At 33.3% G+C, this 18,392-nt stretch carries 23 protein-coding genes; 4 read left to right on the forward strand and 19 right to left on the reverse strand.

The window, feature by feature from the left end:
* Positions 1-69 precede the first annotated feature (69 nt).
* From ACWG42_RS07300 to ACWG42_RS07350, 11 genes are all read right to left on the reverse strand, one after another.
* Positions 70-399: a hypothetical protein gene (locus ACWG42_RS07300; RefSeq protein WP_455791225.1), complete on the reverse strand. Its 330-nt coding sequence runs from the start codon at positions 397-399 to the stop codon at positions 70-72.
* Between the two features lie 28 nt (positions 400-427).
* Entirely contained in the window at positions 428-883 is a 456-nt protein-coding gene (locus tag ACWG42_RS07305; protein ID WP_455791226.1) for a hypothetical protein, read from the reverse strand.
* Complete coding sequence (locus tag ACWG42_RS07310; protein ID WP_455791227.1) at positions 849-1,259, reverse strand: prepilin-type N-terminal cleavage/methylation domain-containing protein; 411 nt, start codon at positions 1,257-1,259, stop codon at positions 849-851. The genes ACWG42_RS07305 and ACWG42_RS07310 overlap by 35 nt, the downstream gene beginning before the upstream one ends.
* Positions 1,228-1,395 (reverse strand): hypothetical protein, encoded by a 168-nt coding sequence (locus tag ACWG42_RS07315; protein WP_455791229.1) that lies wholly within the window; start codon positions 1,393-1,395, stop codon positions 1,228-1,230. Before ACWG42_RS07315 ends, ACWG42_RS07310 begins: the two co-directional genes overlap by 32 nt.
* The gene (gene comGD, locus ACWG42_RS07320; RefSeq protein ID WP_455791231.1) at positions 1,385-1,768 is read right to left on the reverse strand and encodes a competence type IV pilus minor pilin ComGD; all 384 of its coding nucleotides are present in this window, start codon (positions 1,766-1,768) and stop codon (positions 1,385-1,387) included. Before comGD ends, ACWG42_RS07315 begins: the two co-directional genes overlap by 11 nt.
* Positions 1,758-2,060, reverse strand: a complete 303-nt coding sequence (gene comGC / locus ACWG42_RS07325; RefSeq protein ID WP_455791233.1) for a competence type IV pilus major pilin ComGC — start codon at positions 2,058-2,060, stop codon at positions 1,758-1,760. Before comGC ends, comGD begins: the two co-directional genes overlap by 11 nt.
* 13 nt (positions 2,061-2,073) lie before the next feature.
* Positions 2,074-3,054, reverse strand: coding sequence for a type II secretion system F family protein (locus ACWG42_RS07330; RefSeq protein WP_455791235.1), 981 nt, complete (start codon positions 3,052-3,054; stop codon positions 2,074-2,076).
* Positions 3,023-4,012 carry an ATPase, T2SS/T4P/T4SS family gene (locus tag ACWG42_RS07335; RefSeq protein ID WP_455791237.1) on the reverse strand — a complete coding sequence of 330 codons (990 nt, stop codon included), beginning with the start codon at positions 4,010-4,012 and terminating at the stop codon, positions 3,023-3,025. Before ACWG42_RS07335 ends, ACWG42_RS07330 begins: the two co-directional genes overlap by 32 nt.
* A gap of 116 nt (positions 4,013-4,128) precedes the next feature.
* Positions 4,129-4,740, reverse strand: coding sequence for an MBL fold metallo-hydrolase (locus ACWG42_RS07340; protein WP_455791239.1), 612 nt, complete (start codon positions 4,738-4,740; stop codon positions 4,129-4,131).
* Positions 4,741-4,777: 37 nt separating this feature from the next.
* Positions 4,778-4,927, reverse strand: coding sequence for a 50S ribosomal protein L33 (gene rpmG, locus ACWG42_RS07345; RefSeq protein WP_455791241.1), 150 nt, complete (start codon positions 4,925-4,927; stop codon positions 4,778-4,780).
* 53 nt (positions 4,928-4,980) lie between these two features.
* Positions 4,981-7,053, reverse strand: coding sequence for a peptidoglycan D,D-transpeptidase FtsI family protein (locus ACWG42_RS07350; RefSeq protein WP_455791243.1), 2,073 nt, complete (start codon positions 7,051-7,053; stop codon positions 4,981-4,983).
* A gap of 101 nt (positions 7,054-7,154) precedes the next feature.
* Here ACWG42_RS07350 and ispG point away from each other — a divergent pair, with 101 nt between their 5' ends.
* Positions 7,155-8,219, forward strand: a complete 1,065-nt coding sequence (gene ispG, locus ACWG42_RS07355) for a flavodoxin-dependent (E)-4-hydroxy-3-methylbut-2-enyl-diphosphate synthase (RefSeq protein ID WP_455791244.1) — start codon at positions 7,155-7,157, stop codon at positions 8,217-8,219.
* 56 nt (positions 8,220-8,275) lie between these two features.
* Here the strand turns inward: ispG and ACWG42_RS07360 are convergent, their stop codons facing one another.
* The 8 genes from ACWG42_RS07360 to ACWG42_RS07395 all read right to left on the reverse strand — a co-directional run bounded on the left by ACWG42_RS07360 (position 8,276) and on the right by ACWG42_RS07395 (position 16,273).
* Positions 8,276-8,515, reverse strand: a complete 240-nt coding sequence (locus ACWG42_RS07360) for a hypothetical protein (RefSeq protein WP_455791246.1) — start codon at positions 8,513-8,515, stop codon at positions 8,276-8,278.
* A 583-nt stretch (positions 8,516-9,098) separates the two neighbouring features.
* Positions 9,099-9,563: a hypothetical protein gene (locus ACWG42_RS07365; RefSeq protein WP_455791248.1), complete on the reverse strand. Its 465-nt coding sequence runs from the start codon at positions 9,561-9,563 to the stop codon at positions 9,099-9,101.
* 2 nt (positions 9,564-9,565) lie between these two features.
* Entirely contained in the window at positions 9,566-10,432 is an 867-nt protein-coding gene (locus ACWG42_RS07370) for an AraC family transcriptional regulator (protein ID WP_455791249.1), read from the reverse strand.
* A gap of 187 nt (positions 10,433-10,619) precedes the next feature.
* A complete protein-coding gene (locus ACWG42_RS07375) occupies positions 10,620-11,498 on the reverse strand; it encodes a deoxyribonuclease IV (protein WP_455791251.1) in 879 nt (292 codons plus the stop codon).
* Entirely contained in the window at positions 11,495-12,859 is a 1,365-nt protein-coding gene (locus tag ACWG42_RS07380; RefSeq protein ID WP_455791253.1) for a DEAD/DEAH box helicase, read from the reverse strand. Before ACWG42_RS07380 ends, ACWG42_RS07375 begins: the two co-directional genes overlap by 4 nt.
* Positions 12,860-12,941: 82 nt before the next feature.
* On the reverse strand, positions 12,942-14,090 hold the full coding sequence (locus tag ACWG42_RS07385) for an ABC transporter permease (protein WP_455791254.1): 1,149 nt from the start codon (positions 14,088-14,090) through the stop codon (positions 12,942-12,944).
* Positions 14,091-14,107: 17 nt separating this feature from the next.
* On the reverse strand, positions 14,108-14,992 hold the full coding sequence (locus tag ACWG42_RS07390) for an ABC transporter ATP-binding protein (protein WP_455791256.1): 885 nt from the start codon (positions 14,990-14,992) through the stop codon (positions 14,108-14,110).
* 12 nt (positions 14,993-15,004) lie between these two features.
* Positions 15,005-16,273 carry a hypothetical protein gene (locus ACWG42_RS07395; RefSeq protein WP_455791257.1) on the reverse strand — a complete coding sequence of 423 codons (1,269 nt, stop codon included), beginning with the start codon at positions 16,271-16,273 and terminating at the stop codon, positions 15,005-15,007.
* 281 nt (positions 16,274-16,554) lie between these two features.
* Between ACWG42_RS07395 and ispH the strand changes: the two genes are divergently transcribed.
* The 3 genes from ispH to ACWG42_RS07410 are packed head-to-tail and all read left to right on the forward strand — an operon-like array spanning position 16,555 to position 18,387.
* A complete protein-coding gene (gene ispH / locus ACWG42_RS07400; protein WP_455791259.1) occupies positions 16,555-17,466 on the forward strand; it encodes a 4-hydroxy-3-methylbut-2-enyl diphosphate reductase in 912 nt (303 codons plus the stop codon).
* 13 nt (positions 17,467-17,479) lie between these two features.
* On the forward strand, positions 17,480-17,824 hold the full coding sequence (locus ACWG42_RS07405) for a TIGR04076 family protein (protein ID WP_455791261.1): 345 nt from the start codon (positions 17,480-17,482) through the stop codon (positions 17,822-17,824).
* A gap of 2 nt (positions 17,825-17,826) precedes the next feature.
* Positions 17,827-18,387 carry a GNAT family N-acetyltransferase gene (locus ACWG42_RS07410; protein WP_455791262.1) on the forward strand — a complete coding sequence of 187 codons (561 nt, stop codon included), beginning with the start codon at positions 17,827-17,829 and terminating at the stop codon, positions 18,385-18,387.
* The last annotated feature ends 5 nt before the right edge of the window (positions 18,388-18,392 follow it).

Raw genomic sequence — 18,392 nt, forward strand, 5'->3', positions numbered from 1 at the left:
ACCTTTCTTTATTTATCCTATTATATTTTAATGTATTTAGCGCATTTGTCAAATATTTTGTGATAAACCCTACATAAGACTCTTAAATCGTCTCGAATCTGCAAATAGAATCAAAGAAATAAAGGTAATCAAATAGAAATACCAAAATTCATGATAGGTCACTTCTTTGTTTATGAATAGAATGAAAATGGAAAATATTAAGGTTAAAAATGTCGTCAATACAAAATCTTTATATTCAAGTGAACGACAATTGGGTTGTCGATACAAAAACTGTATCATAAGCATACTTATGAAAAAGAACGGGATCAACCAATAGGCACTCTCATCCACAAACATTAAGATATTTCCCAAAAACGTTAAAAAGGCAAATAAAATTGTACTCATTAATATGGCTAACATGAAAACACCTCCATGATTAGTCTACCTTTTATGGTGAACCATATGCATAATCAAGAATGAAAAATTCTTCACTCAATTGCACATTCACCTTTTTAAGCTCATAATCCCACATATAGGTAACAAATACCTGTAGTTTATTCCATTTAAAATAAAACACGGTACTTTCATATTCCCCTTCCCATGTAATTATTTCTTCTTTTTCAATCTCCTTTTCTTCTGATTCTACATCCATTACTTCATGTTCGTTTATCTCTGTACGATCTTCCACATCATTCTCTTTGGTTTTCTGTATTTTATCCTGTATGTTTTCGATGATATATAAATCAATGAGCATCGCACGTTCTTGTTTCCTAATGTAAGTGTACGTAACTATCTTTTGAGTACACATGGTTGCGAATAATAAAAAGATACTTAATATCATGAGTGCATACATACTGATAAATCCATTATTATTCACATGTAAGAAGTGCTTTTTTAGTTTCATGATTTCGACTCCATTCCATATAAACACATGATTGAGAATATTCAAATCGTACTGTATCAAGATCTTTTAGAAAAATTTCATATCCTTCCCTTTTTACAAGACGTTTATTATGCAACTGCAAAGAAAATGATTTGTTATGAAAAAGGAATTGTAACGTATTCCCTTCTATGACTAAATCTTTGCTTTGTGCTAGCATAAAACGTAATTGCATACAAGCAATACGGTCTTCACTTTCATATGAAATACTACTCAATCTAGCCATAATTTGCACACATCCTACCAATAAAACACTCATGAGGGATATACAAAATAAGGAAACGAGAACTTCTATCAACGTGAAGCCTTTATGGTTGTTGAATCGAGCGAACTTCTTCATCTTGAAATCCCCCTTTCTCTATTTGTCCCATATGCACTTGAGAATTTGTATAAGAAACAATAAGTTGTGCTAGTATGATACAAATAAGCAAAAAGAACAATGTTTCTAAAAGGATCATCCCTTTCTTATTCAACATAGATTCTTCCACTTCCCAGCTGTAATACGATTTTCTTTTGATATCCTTGAAGTGAACATGTAATTGTTCCTGCTTTTGATATCGTTCCTAGCGGTGTAAAGTGAAATCGAATACTTGAACAATGCATTGAAGAAGAAAACGTTTCTAAGTCATTATTTATATGATAAGAATCCCCCTGGAAATCGACAGAAATTGTTTTTTTCTTCGCTATACTTTGTGCTTGTGCATATAGTAGTTTGTGATAGATTATCTTCATTTCATATGAAAGTTGCAAAGATGATTGAACCTTTAAAAAAGGCAAACAAATACCCAAAATCGCAATCACGCTTAATACCAACAAAACTTCTATCAGTGTAAACCCTTTACTTGACATGTGCTTCTCCATCACTGATTTCAATCATATCTCCATTGGGACATCGTCTTTGTGTATCCTTTAAATACCCTTTACTTATTAAATCCTGAATACTTGTAGGTGGTACTAAATTTTCTACTTCATACAATAAAATCTGTGCATTCGCAACCTCCACCAAAGCTTCACACCCTTTTGTTCGTATGATTTTTTCCTTTTGCTGAATATTTGGTAATGTCAAAAGAAAAACTAGCGCAATAATTGATAATACAATCATCATTTCAAGAATTGTAAAACCTTTTGTGTTATTTCTCATAAGTATTTCTCCTTCACATTTGTTCTAACATACTAAGTGGTACAAGCATGATTTGGTATACAATCAATACTACAAATCCTACATATGTATACGAGATACATTGAATCGTGGTACTGATCTTTCGTATATATTTATCCCAAACATACTCTTGTTGTTTCATATATGTAATTAACAATTCACATAGATTTGAAGTAGTTGCACCAATACGAAACGTAGTAATAAATGTTTTATTCAAAAGAGTTGTATGTGCAATCACATCTAACAAATCTTCTCCCATCATCAAACACTGATTCAATTCATCGATTAAATATTTAAAAAGTGAATCTGCTTGAATACTTGATAAATATCGCATTGCATTCTTTGTGGATATGCCTCGTTTTTGCATTTCAATAAGATATCCACTAAATACATAAGATTCATAATCTACCAAAAAGGATAATTTCTTATGAAGCTTATATAACACTTGTGTACGAAGTTGCTTATGCATCATAAGGTAACAAGAAAATCCTAGAAACAATATGCATAAGAGCGCAAAACTGATGCAGAACACCTTTATACAAAGCACAAAGAAGGCTAAAAATTGAAAACTATTATCCATAGAAAAACTACTCATCATTTGAGGGATGATCATCGTACTAAAGAACCATAAAAGCATATAAGCAAAAACAAGTATACAAATCGGATAGATCGATTTCTTTAACAATCTTGTCCTAATTCCCTTTTCAAACTCCAGTAATGCAATAGAGCTATCAATCGCATCATATAAAGACATAATATTCACAAAGAATCTTAGGTGATCGTAAAACCTTCCTTTTTGCCCCTTTAACAAAACATCGATAAGCGGTGTACCTTGTTCAACACATTCTTCAATTCCACTCATTGTAATATCCAAAAAGCGCAGTGCATCCATAGCAGGATATCCATGTTTTAATAAATCCGCAAAGAATTTCCAAGATGATAAATCAATCTGGCAAATCGTATTGTGCTTCCTCATAGCTGATTTTTTGTTGTCGGAGAGCTTCCTTGATTTGCGCAAAGATATCTTTGTGTTCCATGGGAAGCTCTTGATTATGGAAATAAAACTGTAAGTCTTCTTTTTCGAGTACTTCATAAATACAAACTCTTCCTTTCTTATCTTTAGAACCATACAGTCGTTGTGAACATACCGCAGTTAACGTATGTTTTAAATCTTCATTAGATAATCCAAATTCATTTAATCGTTTAATTGCTTCACTACAACATTTTGCATGTATGGTTGTAAATATCATGTGTCCACTCAATGCACTTCTAAGTAACATTTTTGCACTGTTAGGGTCACGTATTTCCCCTATCATAATGACATCAGGATCATGACGCATCAATTGGCGTATTCCTTCTTCATATGTAAAGTTGTTTCGTTCGTTGATTTGTAACTGTAAATAAGAATCATCATAGATTTCAATTGGGTCTTCTAAAGAAACAACCTTCAAATGATGTAATGAAGCGATACGTGATAAAATTGCATGTAACGTTGTCGTTTTCCCACTTCCTGTAGGTCCACTTAAAACAACTAGACCACTTCTTGTTTTTGTCCAACTCAAAAAGCTTTGATATTGTGATTGGATGGATGTCAATCTTTCTAATGTAATGTCACCATGATTGTTCAAAATACGTAAAACAGCGGTTTCTTTATCAATCGTTTGAAGCAAAGAAAAACGGAAATAATAGCGTTTTTCTTCATAGTCGTATGTAAAATTTCCACTTTGTGGTAGATTGCTGTTTGCTAAATCCATATCACTGATATACTTTAAGTAATTAAATAGCGCAATATCAAATGCATTTTGATGAATCTCTTGCATGCCATCCACTGTACGGAAGGAAACTTTCAAGCGTGATACTTCTTTTATGAAGTGTACATCACTTGCGTCATGTTTCAAAATCCAATACAACAAATGTTCCATTTTCTCTTTCACCTTCTCACCTCCTCACTATACTTAATACGAGATAAAAACTAAAAATCCTAAATTTTCATAAAAGTTTTCATAAAAAAAGAACATCCACTATGTGATGTCCTCACTTAAACTAAATTTTAAAACTGTAAAAATGGATTATATAAAAGCTCTTCTTTCCAAGTGGTGCTAGGACCATGTCCTGGATATATCGTTACATCTACAGGAAGTGTACTCTTCATCATTTTTAGAGATTGCATCATGCGTGAATTACTACTTGTAGCTAAATCTGTTCTACCGATACTTCCTTGAAACACTACATCTCCACAAAATAAATTATCATCCCATTGAATCATAGAACACCCTTCGCTATGCCCAGGTGCATCTATAATAAAGAAATCAAATACCCCAATCTTCATATTCCCTGGCATCAAAACTGAAGGCTTATTCTTTACCGCAATCTTTTCACCTAAAGAAAAGTTCAAAGTAGGATCGCTTAATAATGGCACATCGTTTTCGTTGATATAAATAGGACATTGATACTTATCTGCCAGTGCATCCACGCCTGCAATATGGTCGAAATGTCCATGCGTTAAAACAATCGCATCTACAATACCACCATTGCTATCAATACGTTCCTGAAGCTTTGCAGACTTACTACCTGGATCTACAATGATGACATGAGAATCTTGCCATAACAAATAAGTGTTTACTTGTACCATTCCTAAAACAAAAGTATCTATTTTTTTCATCGTTCTCACTAATAAAAAAGACCAAACATGGCCCTTCTTATTTTTTCTCCTTATGTAAGGTTTTCTTGTTACAACGTGGGCAATATTTTTGAATTTGCATACGTTCTGGATTTTTACGTTTATTACGTGTTCCAATGTAGTTTTCTTCACCACAATCAGCACATTTGAATGTAATTCTATCTCTCATGTTGACCCTCCTCGTACTTGCTTGAAAATTATATCATATTATATTTAAAAATGCTAATACTTTTTGAAAAACTCTGCTAAAATCTGAGGCATTATTTCTGAACCACAAATATTTGCTTCTACAGCACTGTTATTTGTTGATGATTTTGGTGCTGTACAAGCGAAAGAAACCTTCGCTTCACCACCATATGGCGCAAATCCAATTAAGGATGCATTCGTATAAATTGACTCAACTTCGGCAGTACCTGTTTTAGCCGCAACTGGTTCTTCCAAGCCTCCTAAATTTCCACAATGTCCTGCAGCTACACAAGAACGAAATCCATCTTGAACAGTCGCAAGGTTTTCAGAACTATTATCACCCGTCAAAGTGCTTAATATATTCGTCTTATTTTCCATAACTTTATAATTAGCATTTACTTCCGTTGCATAACTCACCAAATGAGGTTGTAGTTTCTTACCCCCATTTGCTATTGTAGTAACGTATTGTGCTAATTGAATCGGCGTATAGTTATCATACTGACCTATGGAGTAATCCATTAAACGTCCGCCCGCAACAGAATAATCACGGAATCCAATCGCTTCATTAGGAACATCCAACAATGTCTTCGTACCTAAACCAAACATTGAATAGTAATTGCGCATTGTCTGTTGTACTTGTGTCCACTTTTCACTAGAAACATTTAGTGGTTGATCGTATACATAGTTTCCTCCAGCTAGTTTGATAACAGACTTGAACATATATACGTTACTGGAAACCTCCAAAGCTTTTATAGCATTTACTGGACCATAGTTTAAAAAGCTTGATTTCTCACCTGTTCCAGCAATTTTCATAGGGGCATCATCCTCAATGCTTGATCTTGTTTGTACACCCTCCTGTAAAGCCATATAAACGGTTGCGCCTTTTACTACGGAACCAACCTGATAAGACTGTGTATATGCTGCACTAGAATAATTGTATATTTTCCCATCCTGCACATACTTTCCACTCATGGCTAATACATCACCCGTTTGTGGATCCATAATTACTACGATTGCACGATCAAAGGCTTCACGTCCTTTTGTGCCATTGTATTTTTCTAAAACCGAGGTTATTACATCATCCAATTTTTGTTGTAGTTCAATATCAATTGTCAAATGTAAATCATATCCTTTTTTTCCTGAACTAATTTCATTCAATAATGCAGTTCCATCTTCATCGTAGTTGATTTCACTTACACGTGGCGTTCCAGCTAACAATTCTTCATATTGTTGTTCAAGACCAGATTGCCCTACTCTTGAAGTCATAGAATACCCTTTTGCTTCATAATACGTTTTTAATTCAGCAGGCACTCCTTGTTTGGACGTTGTCACACTACCCAATACATCACGCAATGTATCTCCATATGGATATTCGCGTTTCCATGAACCTAAATCCACATTAAAGCCCTGGTACTGATCTTTGTTTTCCGTTAAATAAGCAACATCTTCTTCACTTGCATCTTCGATGACGACTTTATTTTGTTTGCTTGGTAATTTACGCATCGCAAGATAAACAACAAATGATTTTTTTGTTTGTTCATCCGCAAGTTCGTTTACCATTTCTTCTGTTATTCTACTGCGGATTAGCTTTTCTTGCTTTTCCATCTCCAATAGTTCTTCCCCTTTTTTCAAAAGGTTAGTTCCACCATCTTTTTCACCATCTTTTCCTTTATGTAAAAAGATATATAAATCCTGATAATCAGAAGTTGTCATGTTATCAATGCTAACAGTAAATTGTTTCGCGAATTTTTGTGCTAGCTTCCACTGTTCATCCTTAGTTACACCTTTCGGTGGAAAATATATAATGTTATGTGAAGCTACAGTTTTTGCAATTACATTTCCATAACGATCAAAAATTTGCCCACGACTTGCTGCATCAGTTTCTGTATTTGATGAATAGTTCTCTAATTTTACGGTATATGATTCTTTATCATAGATTTGTACGAAAACTAGACGAACAGCAATAAACGAAAACAAAACACATATTACAATCGAAAATATAAAGATACGTCTATTTACAATTTTATAATAATCATTTTGAGATTTTAAAATGTCAGAACTTCTACTTAATTTTTTATGATCCAAATTTCGAAAAGGATTACGTATCATGCGTTCACCTCCTGTCCCATATTATAATACATATAGGTGAAAAAATGCTACCTTATTGTAAAAGAATTCAGATTTGTTATAATATTTTAAGAGGTGATTTCATGAAAAGGACAGAAACAAGAAGTATACGTGTGAAAGATGTACAAATTGGAGCACAAAATCGTGTGGTGATTCAAAGCATGTGCAACACACGCACGAAAGATATAAAAGCAACCGTTGATCAAATTCTAAAGTTAGAAAGTGTCGGCTGTGAAATGGTTCGTTTAGCAATTATTGATATGGAAGATGCAACTGCCATTCAATCCATTAAGGCACAAACACATATTCCATTAGTAGCAGATATTCATTTTGATTATCGTTTAGCCATTGCATGTGTAGAATCTGGTATTGATAAGATTCGCTTAAATCCTGGAAATATTGGATCAAAAGAAAATGTAGAGGCAGTGGTAGCTATTTGTAAAGAACGTAATATTCCTATTCGTATAGGTATAAACTCAGGATCCCTTGAAAAAGATATCCATGAAAAATACGGCAAGCCAACAGCAGAAGGTATGATGGAAAGTGCCAAACGTCATGTTTCCATTTTAGAAGAACTAGACTTTCGTGATATCGTTCTATCTTTTAAATCTAGTGACCCACTATTATGCATTGAAGCCTATCGTTTAGCATCTACTACATTCCCTTACCCATTACACCTTGGTGTAACAGAAGCAGGAACATATATCGGAAGTGCTATTAAAAGTAGTATGGCTTTAGGAACGTTATTAAATGAAGGAATCGGTGATACGATTCGTATCAGTGTAAATGGAGATCCAGTAAACGAAATCACCATCGTTAAACAATTGCTAAAGTGTTGCGGTTTATTACACAACACACCAAATCTAATCGCTTGTCCAACATGTGGAAGAACCGCATGGGACATGCAACCTATCGTAAATGAAATGGAAACCTTCCTCCAAGGGATTAACTGCGATATAAGCGTTGCTATTATGGGATGTGCGGTAAATGGTCCTGGAGAAGCAAAACACGCTGATATTGCGATTGCAGGTGGACATAACGAAGGATTATTAATAAAAAAAGGAGTTGTTATCGAAAAACTCCCACAAGAAAAGATTGTAGAACGCCTTAAACAAGAAATACTAGCGTTTGAAAACGCAACAAAATAAAAGAAAGACATGTTCTCTTCAACAGGAAGGAATATGTCTTTCTTTTTATAAGTAAATTATAATTTACTCTTTTCTTTTTTTAGATATACAACACCATTATGAGAAGGATCAAAATCATAAAGAAGGCGCTCTATCGTAGCTACTACCGATACTGCTAAGATGCATTCCACAATATATGCGATATCTGAATGGTTGAGAGATGGCCAAAGAATTTTTTGTATATTATTGAAAGCCAAATTCAATGTAATAAACATAATACCGGCAATTAAAGCTCTTTTAGATACTGATATTTTCATAAATATATAACCTCCCCTTTTATTAAATTTAAACACACACATATATTGAAGTCAAGCTTGCTTGTAATCTTTGTTACAACTCATCATCATACCTAATGGAAGTACTAAGGATTGAAAAAGTTCATATTTATGATTCCTCCATAAATGTACATAAATAACAATAAAAGAGTTGTAAATAACGCGATATAAATGGTTCTATTTAATTGGAATGTGCTCGTTGTATCCTTTGCTTTTTTTATGTTATCAAGCAAAGGAATTCCATAGGGTATGATAACAGAAAATATTACAAACGTAGAGTTGACAATATGAAGAAAACAAAGAATACTCAAAATCATATTTATGGTAGTGATAATTTTTACTGCCAAAAATTCTATATAAGATGTGTTTTTCCGTCCAATACAAAAATTCAACCAAAGTATGTACAGGTAAACACAACAGTATGTACAAGCATATATTATCTTAATCATATACGTCCCCTACTCTAAACAAATCTTTCTTCAAGTCTTATAAAGCACTACTTTATAAGTCTTCTATTTAGTGTAATTAAAACATACCTTTTATATTTATGTCAATTTCATAAGTTTTAGAATTTTGATGCTGAATAGTTATATGGAATACTAGTCCCCGCTAAAACATCTTCGATTTTTTCAATAATCAACCAATCGTCCATGTTTCCTTGATGATCAAATGACAACTCTTCTATTTGTTTCACTTCTTGAAAAGCCACAAGACATAAGCATTTTTTATGCCACCTTATTTTTTGTTTATCGCTTAGGCATAATTTGTTTTGATTTTTTTCTAACACGTTTGTAATTTCTTCGTCAGTGAGTTTTACATAATTTTCAACATAATCTACAGTTGCACACACTCGAATTCGTCCACTTCCCTTTCCCATAAAATATAAGGTATCCCCTTGGAATACACGACTATGTGGGATTTTTCTTCCAGCGGCTCCTCGTACAACCATAGTTTTCTCTCCTGCTATAATTTTATCGAGAACTTTTTCTTTTGACTTTCCTACATTATCACAATAAACTACATGTACCATTTTTATTTCTCCTCCTCTAAAATTGGTATCCAAATTTGACTTTGATACGTTTCATCAAATGGATTCTTATCGCTATACCATTCCAAACTTGGGCAATTCGCATGTTTGAATGGATATTGAATTAACCACTCTTGTTCCAAATATCGCCAACCTTCTTGAATTGCTTTTGGAACACTTCCAACACAATCAAAGATAGCCCATGTTTCTGCAGGTAGTAAAATTTCTTCATACCCATCAGGTACACTTTGTGTGGAAATCACCATGATTGTATAAGTGACACTTCCTTTTTTGTAATCAAAATTAGAGCACATCCCAAACATTCCAGTTTCTACAGAATTATCAAGACGAACGAGGTGTTGGTACACATCGCTTCTTTGACAGTCATTCCAAAATTTTGGTATTTCACTTTCCATAAGTCTACGTTCATTTTTCATCGAAATACTTTTTCCAATACATCTGATTTCAGGTTTCTGAGCCAACTTCCATGCATAGTGATGTTTTGTTATGATTTGCATTTTAGGGAAAATCTGTAGTGGAACATCTTGTTTTCTTGCTTGTGAAGGTGAACAACCATGAAACTGTTGAAAAGCTTTTGTAAAGGATGTAGGTGAATCATATCCATATCGAAAACTTATTTCAATTATTTTCATATTTGTACTTTTTGTATCATAACCAGCTAAGGTAAGCTTACGTAAACGTATATATTCCGCAAATCCAATACCATTCATGTAGGAAAACATCTTTTGGAAGAAATCAAAGGAACACTCCGCAATTTGTGCAATATGTGTTGGATCAATTGGTTCTTCTTTTCGTTGTAAATGTTCTTCGACATAATCAATGATCAGTTGTAATTTTTCTTCCCAATTCATAAAAGCTCCTCTCTACTATATAAAGTCTATCATGCAACTACTCCTATTTCATCTTCTTTTCAGTACTGGATGGATAGCATGATACAATTTGTTTGCGCAAGTTAATTATATAAGAAATAGGAATAATAACAATTTACAAATATTGTATGATTCAATATTGAACGCGTTATAAAGAAAAGAAGAATTTTCATTCTCCTTTGATCTTACCCATAATAGATTCATCGAATACACCCTTTTTTAGCATCTCTATTTCGTATTTGTAGGGAGGACATTCATCAACCCATGGAGTCTCTAAAATCTTCACTACATGCGTTAAACGAGGATCGTGTACAATCTTGCAAAGGTTATCGAAACCAATTTCTCCAAAACCTATATTCGCATGGCGATCTTTCTTTGCGCCTTGTACATTTTTAGAATCATTGATATGTAAACAAATCAAACGATCAAGACCGATAATTCTATCAAATTCATCTAATATGTAATCAAAATCTGCTAAGTTAAATCCTGCATCATGAATATGACAAGTATCCAGACACACTTTGATATGATCACTATGTTTTACATGATCAATCAAATAGCGTATATGTTCAAAACAATACCCTATTTCACTTCCTTTGCCTGCCATGGTTTCTATTGCGATATTTACATCACCAATATTCTCCATAGCAAGATCTAGTCCTTTCACAATCTGCGCTAACCCTAAATCTTCACCTGCTTGTACATGACTTCCAGGATGTAATACAAGAATAGTAGAGCCAATTGCTTTTACACGTTCAATTTCTTTTGTAAGAAACTCTACGCCAAGTTCAAATGTTTCTTTTTTCTGACAATTTGCTAAATTGATAATATAAGGAGCGTGCACAACTAGCGAAGATAATGAAATATTGTGTTCCTTCATCAACTGTAAAGCTTCCGCTATCTTCAAATCACTCATCGGTTTACGTAACGTGTTTTGTGGAGCACCTGTATATAACATAAGGGCATTCGCACCATAGGATACAGCTTCTTTCACAGAACCAAGAATATAATCAGGAGCACTCATAGAAACATGACTGCCTATGATCATAAATTCTCTCCTCTTTTTTCAATCGTCTTCTGTTTTGCTCGTTCTTTTTTCTGACGTTGAATATCTTCTTTGATCATTTTACGTCTTGCTTGACGTTTTAATTTTTCTACTTCTGCTTTTCTTTTTACTTTATAACCAGGTTTTACCACTTTCTTTTTCTTTGTAACAATCTTAGATATTTCTTTTTCTAAAGGATCATCTTTTTTTGTTTTCTTCTTATGGATTGGTTCTAAATCAGTCCATACACCATTTTTAAGGCTACGGTGATGGAAAGAAATTCCTTTGATTTCAAGAGAGCGAATCATTGCATCGTCTTGTTTCTTATAAAGTGCGTAACAAATCCCGCTATGCCCTGCTCTACCAGTTCTACCACTTCGGTGGATATAATAATCCAATTCTTGTGGGAAACCTAAAGAGATAACGTGAGATATACCATCAATATCAATACCTCTAGCCGCAATATCCGTCGCGACAACAAAAGATTTTTCGATATTCACAAGATCTTTCATAGCTTTCGTACGTTCTCTAGGAGATAAATCACCATGTAGTTCAATAACCCCATAGCTATTTGAACGTAAAGATTCCGCAACACTTGCAGCTAATGTTCTAGTGTTTGCGAAAATCAAACAAACATATGGTTGGAATGTTGGTAACATTTCCAACATTTTTTCTTCATAACTCTTTTCCAAACAAGGAACTAAGATATGTTCAATATTCGGATGAAAGTTACTTCCTTCATCAATTTGAACAGTCACTGGGTTATCAAGATATTTCTTCAAGAAGGGGCGTAATGCTTGTGGTATCGTTGCGCTAAAAACCATCATTTGTAAATCTTTACGCATCTTACCAGCAATTGCATCTACATCTTCTAAGAATCCAAATTCTAATGTCATATCAGCTTCATCGATAACAAGTACATTGGCAGTATCTACACGCAATGTCTGCTCTTGTAAGTACAAGTCTTTGATTCTTCCAGGTGTACCGATTACAACATGTGGTTGAACTTTCAATTGTTCATTCATTCTTGATTTTTCCATACCACCGGTAATCAAACGAATATTTAAATCTGGCATTGCTTCACTCATTTTGGCAGCGCGTTGAAAAATCTGAACTGCAAGTTCTCTAGTTGGTGCAGTAATCACTGCCTGTACACATGCTTTGGATACATCGATTCCTTCTAAAATAGGAATTAAAAACGCATGGGTTTTCCCTGTTCCTGTATCAGATACACCAATGATATCTTTTCCCTTACATGCTAAAGGGATTACTTCCTTCTGGATCGGGGTGGGCTCTATAAAGCCTTCTAGTTGTATAAACTTCTTTGTATGTTCTTTAAAATTATAATCTGTATATTTACTCATATAGGATTACCTCCTTTGACTAGCCATTACATTATACATGAAACAAAGCAATTGTAAAGCAAAGCATGCATTTTACGCGATGTTATTCACTTGATTTCAAGTCACATCGTTTTATATAAAAGTAATCGAATAAAACAAACGATACACATGTGATCACCATGGAAACAAGAATCAAGCTTTGTGAAATAGAGTGTGTATTGGATACAATGTTCTCTACTTGATACACATTGAAAAGATTCACCGATGTATCTAGACTTGAAAAAATACCAAAGATCAGCAACATAAACGCCAACAATAAACTTATCTCTGTTTTCTTAGTACATAAAGATATCGAGTATAGAATGATAATAAATGTAATCATAAAGAGAACTTGATGAAAGAAGAAGTTGATAAGTAAGGAAGACGTTGTTACATAGGAGGAAGTCGCATGTAACAGCAGTAAACTAGGACTTCCTACTCCATGAATGAAAAATGCATTTACACATAATGTTCCTATGATGAAAGCGTAAACTACAAGAGTGATAAAAATCTGGGATACTAGCTTGGAAAAGAGTAAATATCCTCTTGTATATGGTTGTGTAAACAAGAGTTTATAGGTTTGATTTTCATACTCCGTTGTCCAAACTTTAAAGTTAAGAAAACACACAATAATCAAGACAAGCAATATACTAGCATCTGATCCAGATAGCAAGTGATATATCACATAGTGAACATCAGGTACTATATCAATCACTTTTTGTTGCATATTTAATGTATCGTATGCTTCTCTTGCTTGGATTCGATTCTTTAAATCCGATAATGTATCTCTGTATACATAGGCATCTTCTGGTTGTAAATTATGTTCTTCATATCTTAATAAATTGTTATCTCGTCCTTTATCTTCTTTTAAAATATTCGCATCATAGGAGCCATCAGAATTGTTTCCCCACAAATTCTTTAATGAAGAAGCATAATTAAATTCCTCAGCCCATATATCCATTTGTAGTTCATAAAGCTTCTTTGTTTCCTCATCTTTCGCCGCCTTCGAATTATTTTCATAGATTTGACTATAAGAGCGTGCTTTATTAATTTCTTGTTGGAACTGTTGTGTCTTTGTTTGTGCATAGGACACATACGACATTTGATAATAAAATTGATAAAACAATGTACATCCAATACCAATACAAAATAGTAATAAAAATCCTTTTTTATTCAACCACCTGTACAATTCTTGTTTTATGAGTTGTTTCATTTTCTTTTCTCCAAATGTTAGTATAAACGTTTATAATACTCTTCTAAATGATTGTTTTCATATGCAATATGCAAAATAGTAATCTTTTCTTCCATCAATGATTTTAAGAAATCATTGAAATTTGAAGTATCTTCAAATTGCACACATAATTTACTGTCATCCATACGAGTTGGGATATGCATTCTTTCACAAATTGATAAAGCTTTATCCATTGGTTCTAAGGAAAACTTGTAACCGTGTTTTTGTGTTAAATCAGAAGCATGTATTTCTTCTATGATAGTTCCCTCTTTTATAAAGATGATAGTATCGCATATTTTTTCTATTTCTCCTAATTGATGACTAGATAGTAAGATGCCTTTATTCTGTTGTTTTAAAGCTAATAGTTTTTCTCGTAATTCAAATGTTGCCTGTGGGTCTAATCCATTCATTGGTTCATCCAATAGAAGTAGTTTTGGAGATCCTACTAAACATAAGGATAGCATTAGGCGTTGTTTCATTCCCATAGAATACGTTTTGATAGGTTTCTTTAATGCATCATGTAAACCGCTAAATTCATATAGTTCTTGTAAATCTTTTTTGTTTACGTTTCTCCAACGAGCTACCATCAAGAAATGATCATATCCATTTAAATCAGGATAAAGCGCAGGGTTTTCAATACTTACCCCCATTTCTTTCAAACAAGTGCTATATTTTGTTTTGATATCAACATCCATTACACGTATATCGCCTTGTTCAAATTTATACAAGCCAGAGATACATTTCATTGTCGTAGACTTCCCCGAACCATTAGGACCTACGAATCCAACAATTTCATTTTCATGTACGGTGAAACTTATATCATGTAAAACTTCGTGTTTTCCAAAGCTTTTTTTCAAATGTTCAACTTTACATATAGTATTCATAACTTCCCCTCCTCAATCAATTCTGACTTTTTTAGAAAGTGCTAGATTTGTAAAAAACATTAACAATAGTGATACTGCACATAAAACACATGCATGAAAATATGTGATGATACTTCCTCCACCAAGGAGTTTATAACCAGATTCTATTGCAAATACATTTAGTAACGCAGTACTTGGATAGAACACCTGAGAGATAAGAAATATTGCTATAACGCTCGTTCCTACTCCCATGATGACATTGAATTTTTTAAACCAAAACGTACTGCTCATTAGTATGGTGATATAGGTAGTGATTTTCAAAAATAACATTAGCATGCTCAAGGATACATAGGACAGTAAAGAAGTGATGCTAGTATCTTGGGGAATATATAGATACGTACTGTTTTCGCTTAGCATAATCTTAGAAGGTACATAAGAAAAATCGAAATATTCTAAAAGTTTACTGTGTTCAAATGTAGTAAAGGATAAAAGTCCTTTATCATAGATAAATACTGGAAACAATGGATACTGAAATCCATGGAGTATCCCAGAAATAAGAAATGGAATAGCAAGGGATATTGATAAAATACAGATATATTGGATTGTAGCCACAAGAATCTCTCGACAAATGATTTTGCACAAAGATAATGGCTGTAAACAAAGCAAATACATCAAGTTGTTTTTTCGTAGCATAACGACCCAAGTAAGTGCATACATCAACCCCATTACAAGAAATAAAAGTTCCATATAATTATTATCACTAAATTGATAAGCTAGAAATGACCAAGGACCAGGATCATCTAATGTTATTTCCACCATATTATTTTCATATAAATAAAAATAATAGTCAATTCGATTTCGTTGTGAAAAATATTCTTCCTCTCGTTGTATTGAATTCCCACCTATTATGCTAAACTTTTTTACATCAAAGTCTTCGATATCTAGATTGAGAGTATTTTTGTATGTACTAAGTTCACCTTTATAGGCATCTTCAAAATATGGATATTTATCACTTCCATCTGCAAGTGTATTAAGCGTCATTAATTCATATTTGAGCTGAACTATTAATTTAATTTGTTTGTATTCCTGTAATGTATGTTTAGTTTTCATTTCATTCAAAGCATTTTCTTTTAATTGAGATAACCATTCCCAATATTTTAAAATCATTCGATATCTGTCATTATACTCCGCACCATCAAAAGGTTCTATTAAATTAAGGTAGAAACTAGTGGTAATGAGAACATCCTCTTCATAATTCTTTAAATAACTCTCTTTAGTAACATTTGTTTCTTTTTGCTCCATGGTGTATAAACTAAAAAAGCTCATTGATAACATTATAATCAAAAAAACAATATTGATTTTGGATTTAATCAAACATTTTATCTCTGTAAACATCAAGTGACTCCCCCTTTTTTCTTATTTAAACAATAGAAACATACGAATATATCACGATTATATGAAAACAGAATATGTGAGTTTATTTTATACGTTAAGCATACCACAGATACATAAAATTTGTTAAATAAAAAAACAATGTTGCAAAACGTCAAAATCCGTTATAATAAATAAGAGGTGTTGAAACTATGGAAATCATAAAAGTAACTCCTAGAGGATATTGCAAAGGTGTCACAAGAGCAATTTCTCTAGCGAAGAAAACAGCATTAGAAAATCCGAATAGAAATATATATGTATTGGGTATGCTTGTACATAATCGTTATGTTATGCAAGCGTTGAATGAATTACATATTATCGCAGTAGATGATAAGCGTAAAACTCGCCTTGAGTTATTAGATGAAATCCCTATGGGGAGCATTGTGATTTTTACCGCACATGGTATTGCGCCAAATGTTGTAGAGAAAGCAAAAAGTTTGGGTTTAGAATGTGTAGATGCTAGTTGTCTAGATGTTGTAAAAACGCAAGATATTGTCAAAGAAAGACTTGATGAAGGATATGATATCCTTTATATAGGAAAAGAAGCACATCCTGAAGCAGAGGCGATATGTTCGTTAAGTGCTCATGTTCATCTGATTACTGATGAAAACAGCATTCAGGAGTTACCTTTGTTTGATAAGGTGTTTGTGACCAATCAAACAACGATGTCTATATTTGATGTGGAAGCATTGTTTGCAAAAATTAAAGAACGTTTTCCAAACGCTATTTTTAGTGAAGAAATATGCAATGCTACACGGATTCGTCAACAAGCAGTATCAGATTTAAAAGATCAAAATATTGACGTATTATATGTGGTTGGTGATAAACATTCAAACAACTCCAATAGATTAGCACAAATTGCACGTGAAAAAGGAATTATGCACGTGTATTTGATTGATGATGTACAAGATATTAGGGATGAACAATTGCGCAATATGAATCGTGTTGCGATTACATCAGGTGCTAGTACCCCTACCTACTTAACATCACAAGTAATCGAGTACTTACAGAATTATGAACGACAGAAAGAAAAGCCTGTCGTATCTATTAAAGATATATTATGAAAGGATATTCTCTATGAAGAAAGTTAAAATAACAGTATTAAAAAAAACCTTTGATGAGGAACTTGCGAAAGAATATGGTGCACATAATTTAGGCCCATGCCCTATGTTGCAAAATAATCAAGTATTTTATGCGGATTATGCAAAACCAGAAGGATTTTGTGATGAAGCATGGAAAGCCATTTATCAATATGTATTTGCGTTAGCACATGGAGCAAAAGAAACATTGTTTTATTATGGTGATTGGATTCGTAAACCTGGAGTTGCGATTTGTAGTTGTAATGATGGTTTAAGACCAGTAATATTTAAATTGGAGGCAACAGATATAGATGCACAGATCAACTATACTCCAGTAGAATAACGATGGAACATAAAGGGACGAAACAAATAGAGACAAATCGACTCATATTGCGTAAGTTTAAAATGGAAGATGCAGAAAGCGTATTTCGTAATTGGGCAAGTGATCATAAGGTTACTACCTATTTACGTTGGCCACCGCATGCGTCTGTTAAAGTAACAAAAGATATCTTACAAGAATGGATAACATCCTATGAGCGAGATAATTTCTACCAATGGTCCATTGTGTTAAAAGACATAGATGAGTCCATTGGTTCGATTAGTGTTGTGGAACAAAAAGAAACGTTAAATATTGTTCATATCGGTTATTGTATCGGTAGTACATGGTGGAATCAAGGGATTACTACAGAAGCATTTCAAGCGATCATTCCCTTTCTCTTTGATGAAGTAAAAGTGAATCGCATAGAATCACAACATGATCCTAAAAATCCAAATTCAGGAAAGGTTATGAAAGCCTGCGGTTTAACGTATGAAGGTACCTTGCGAGAAGCAGATATTAGTAATCAAGGAATTGTGGATGCCTCTATATATGCACTACTTGCTAAGGATTATCACAAAAAAAAATAAAAGCA

The sequence above is a fragment of the Amedibacillus sp. YH-ame10 genome, from assembly GCF_053848885.1.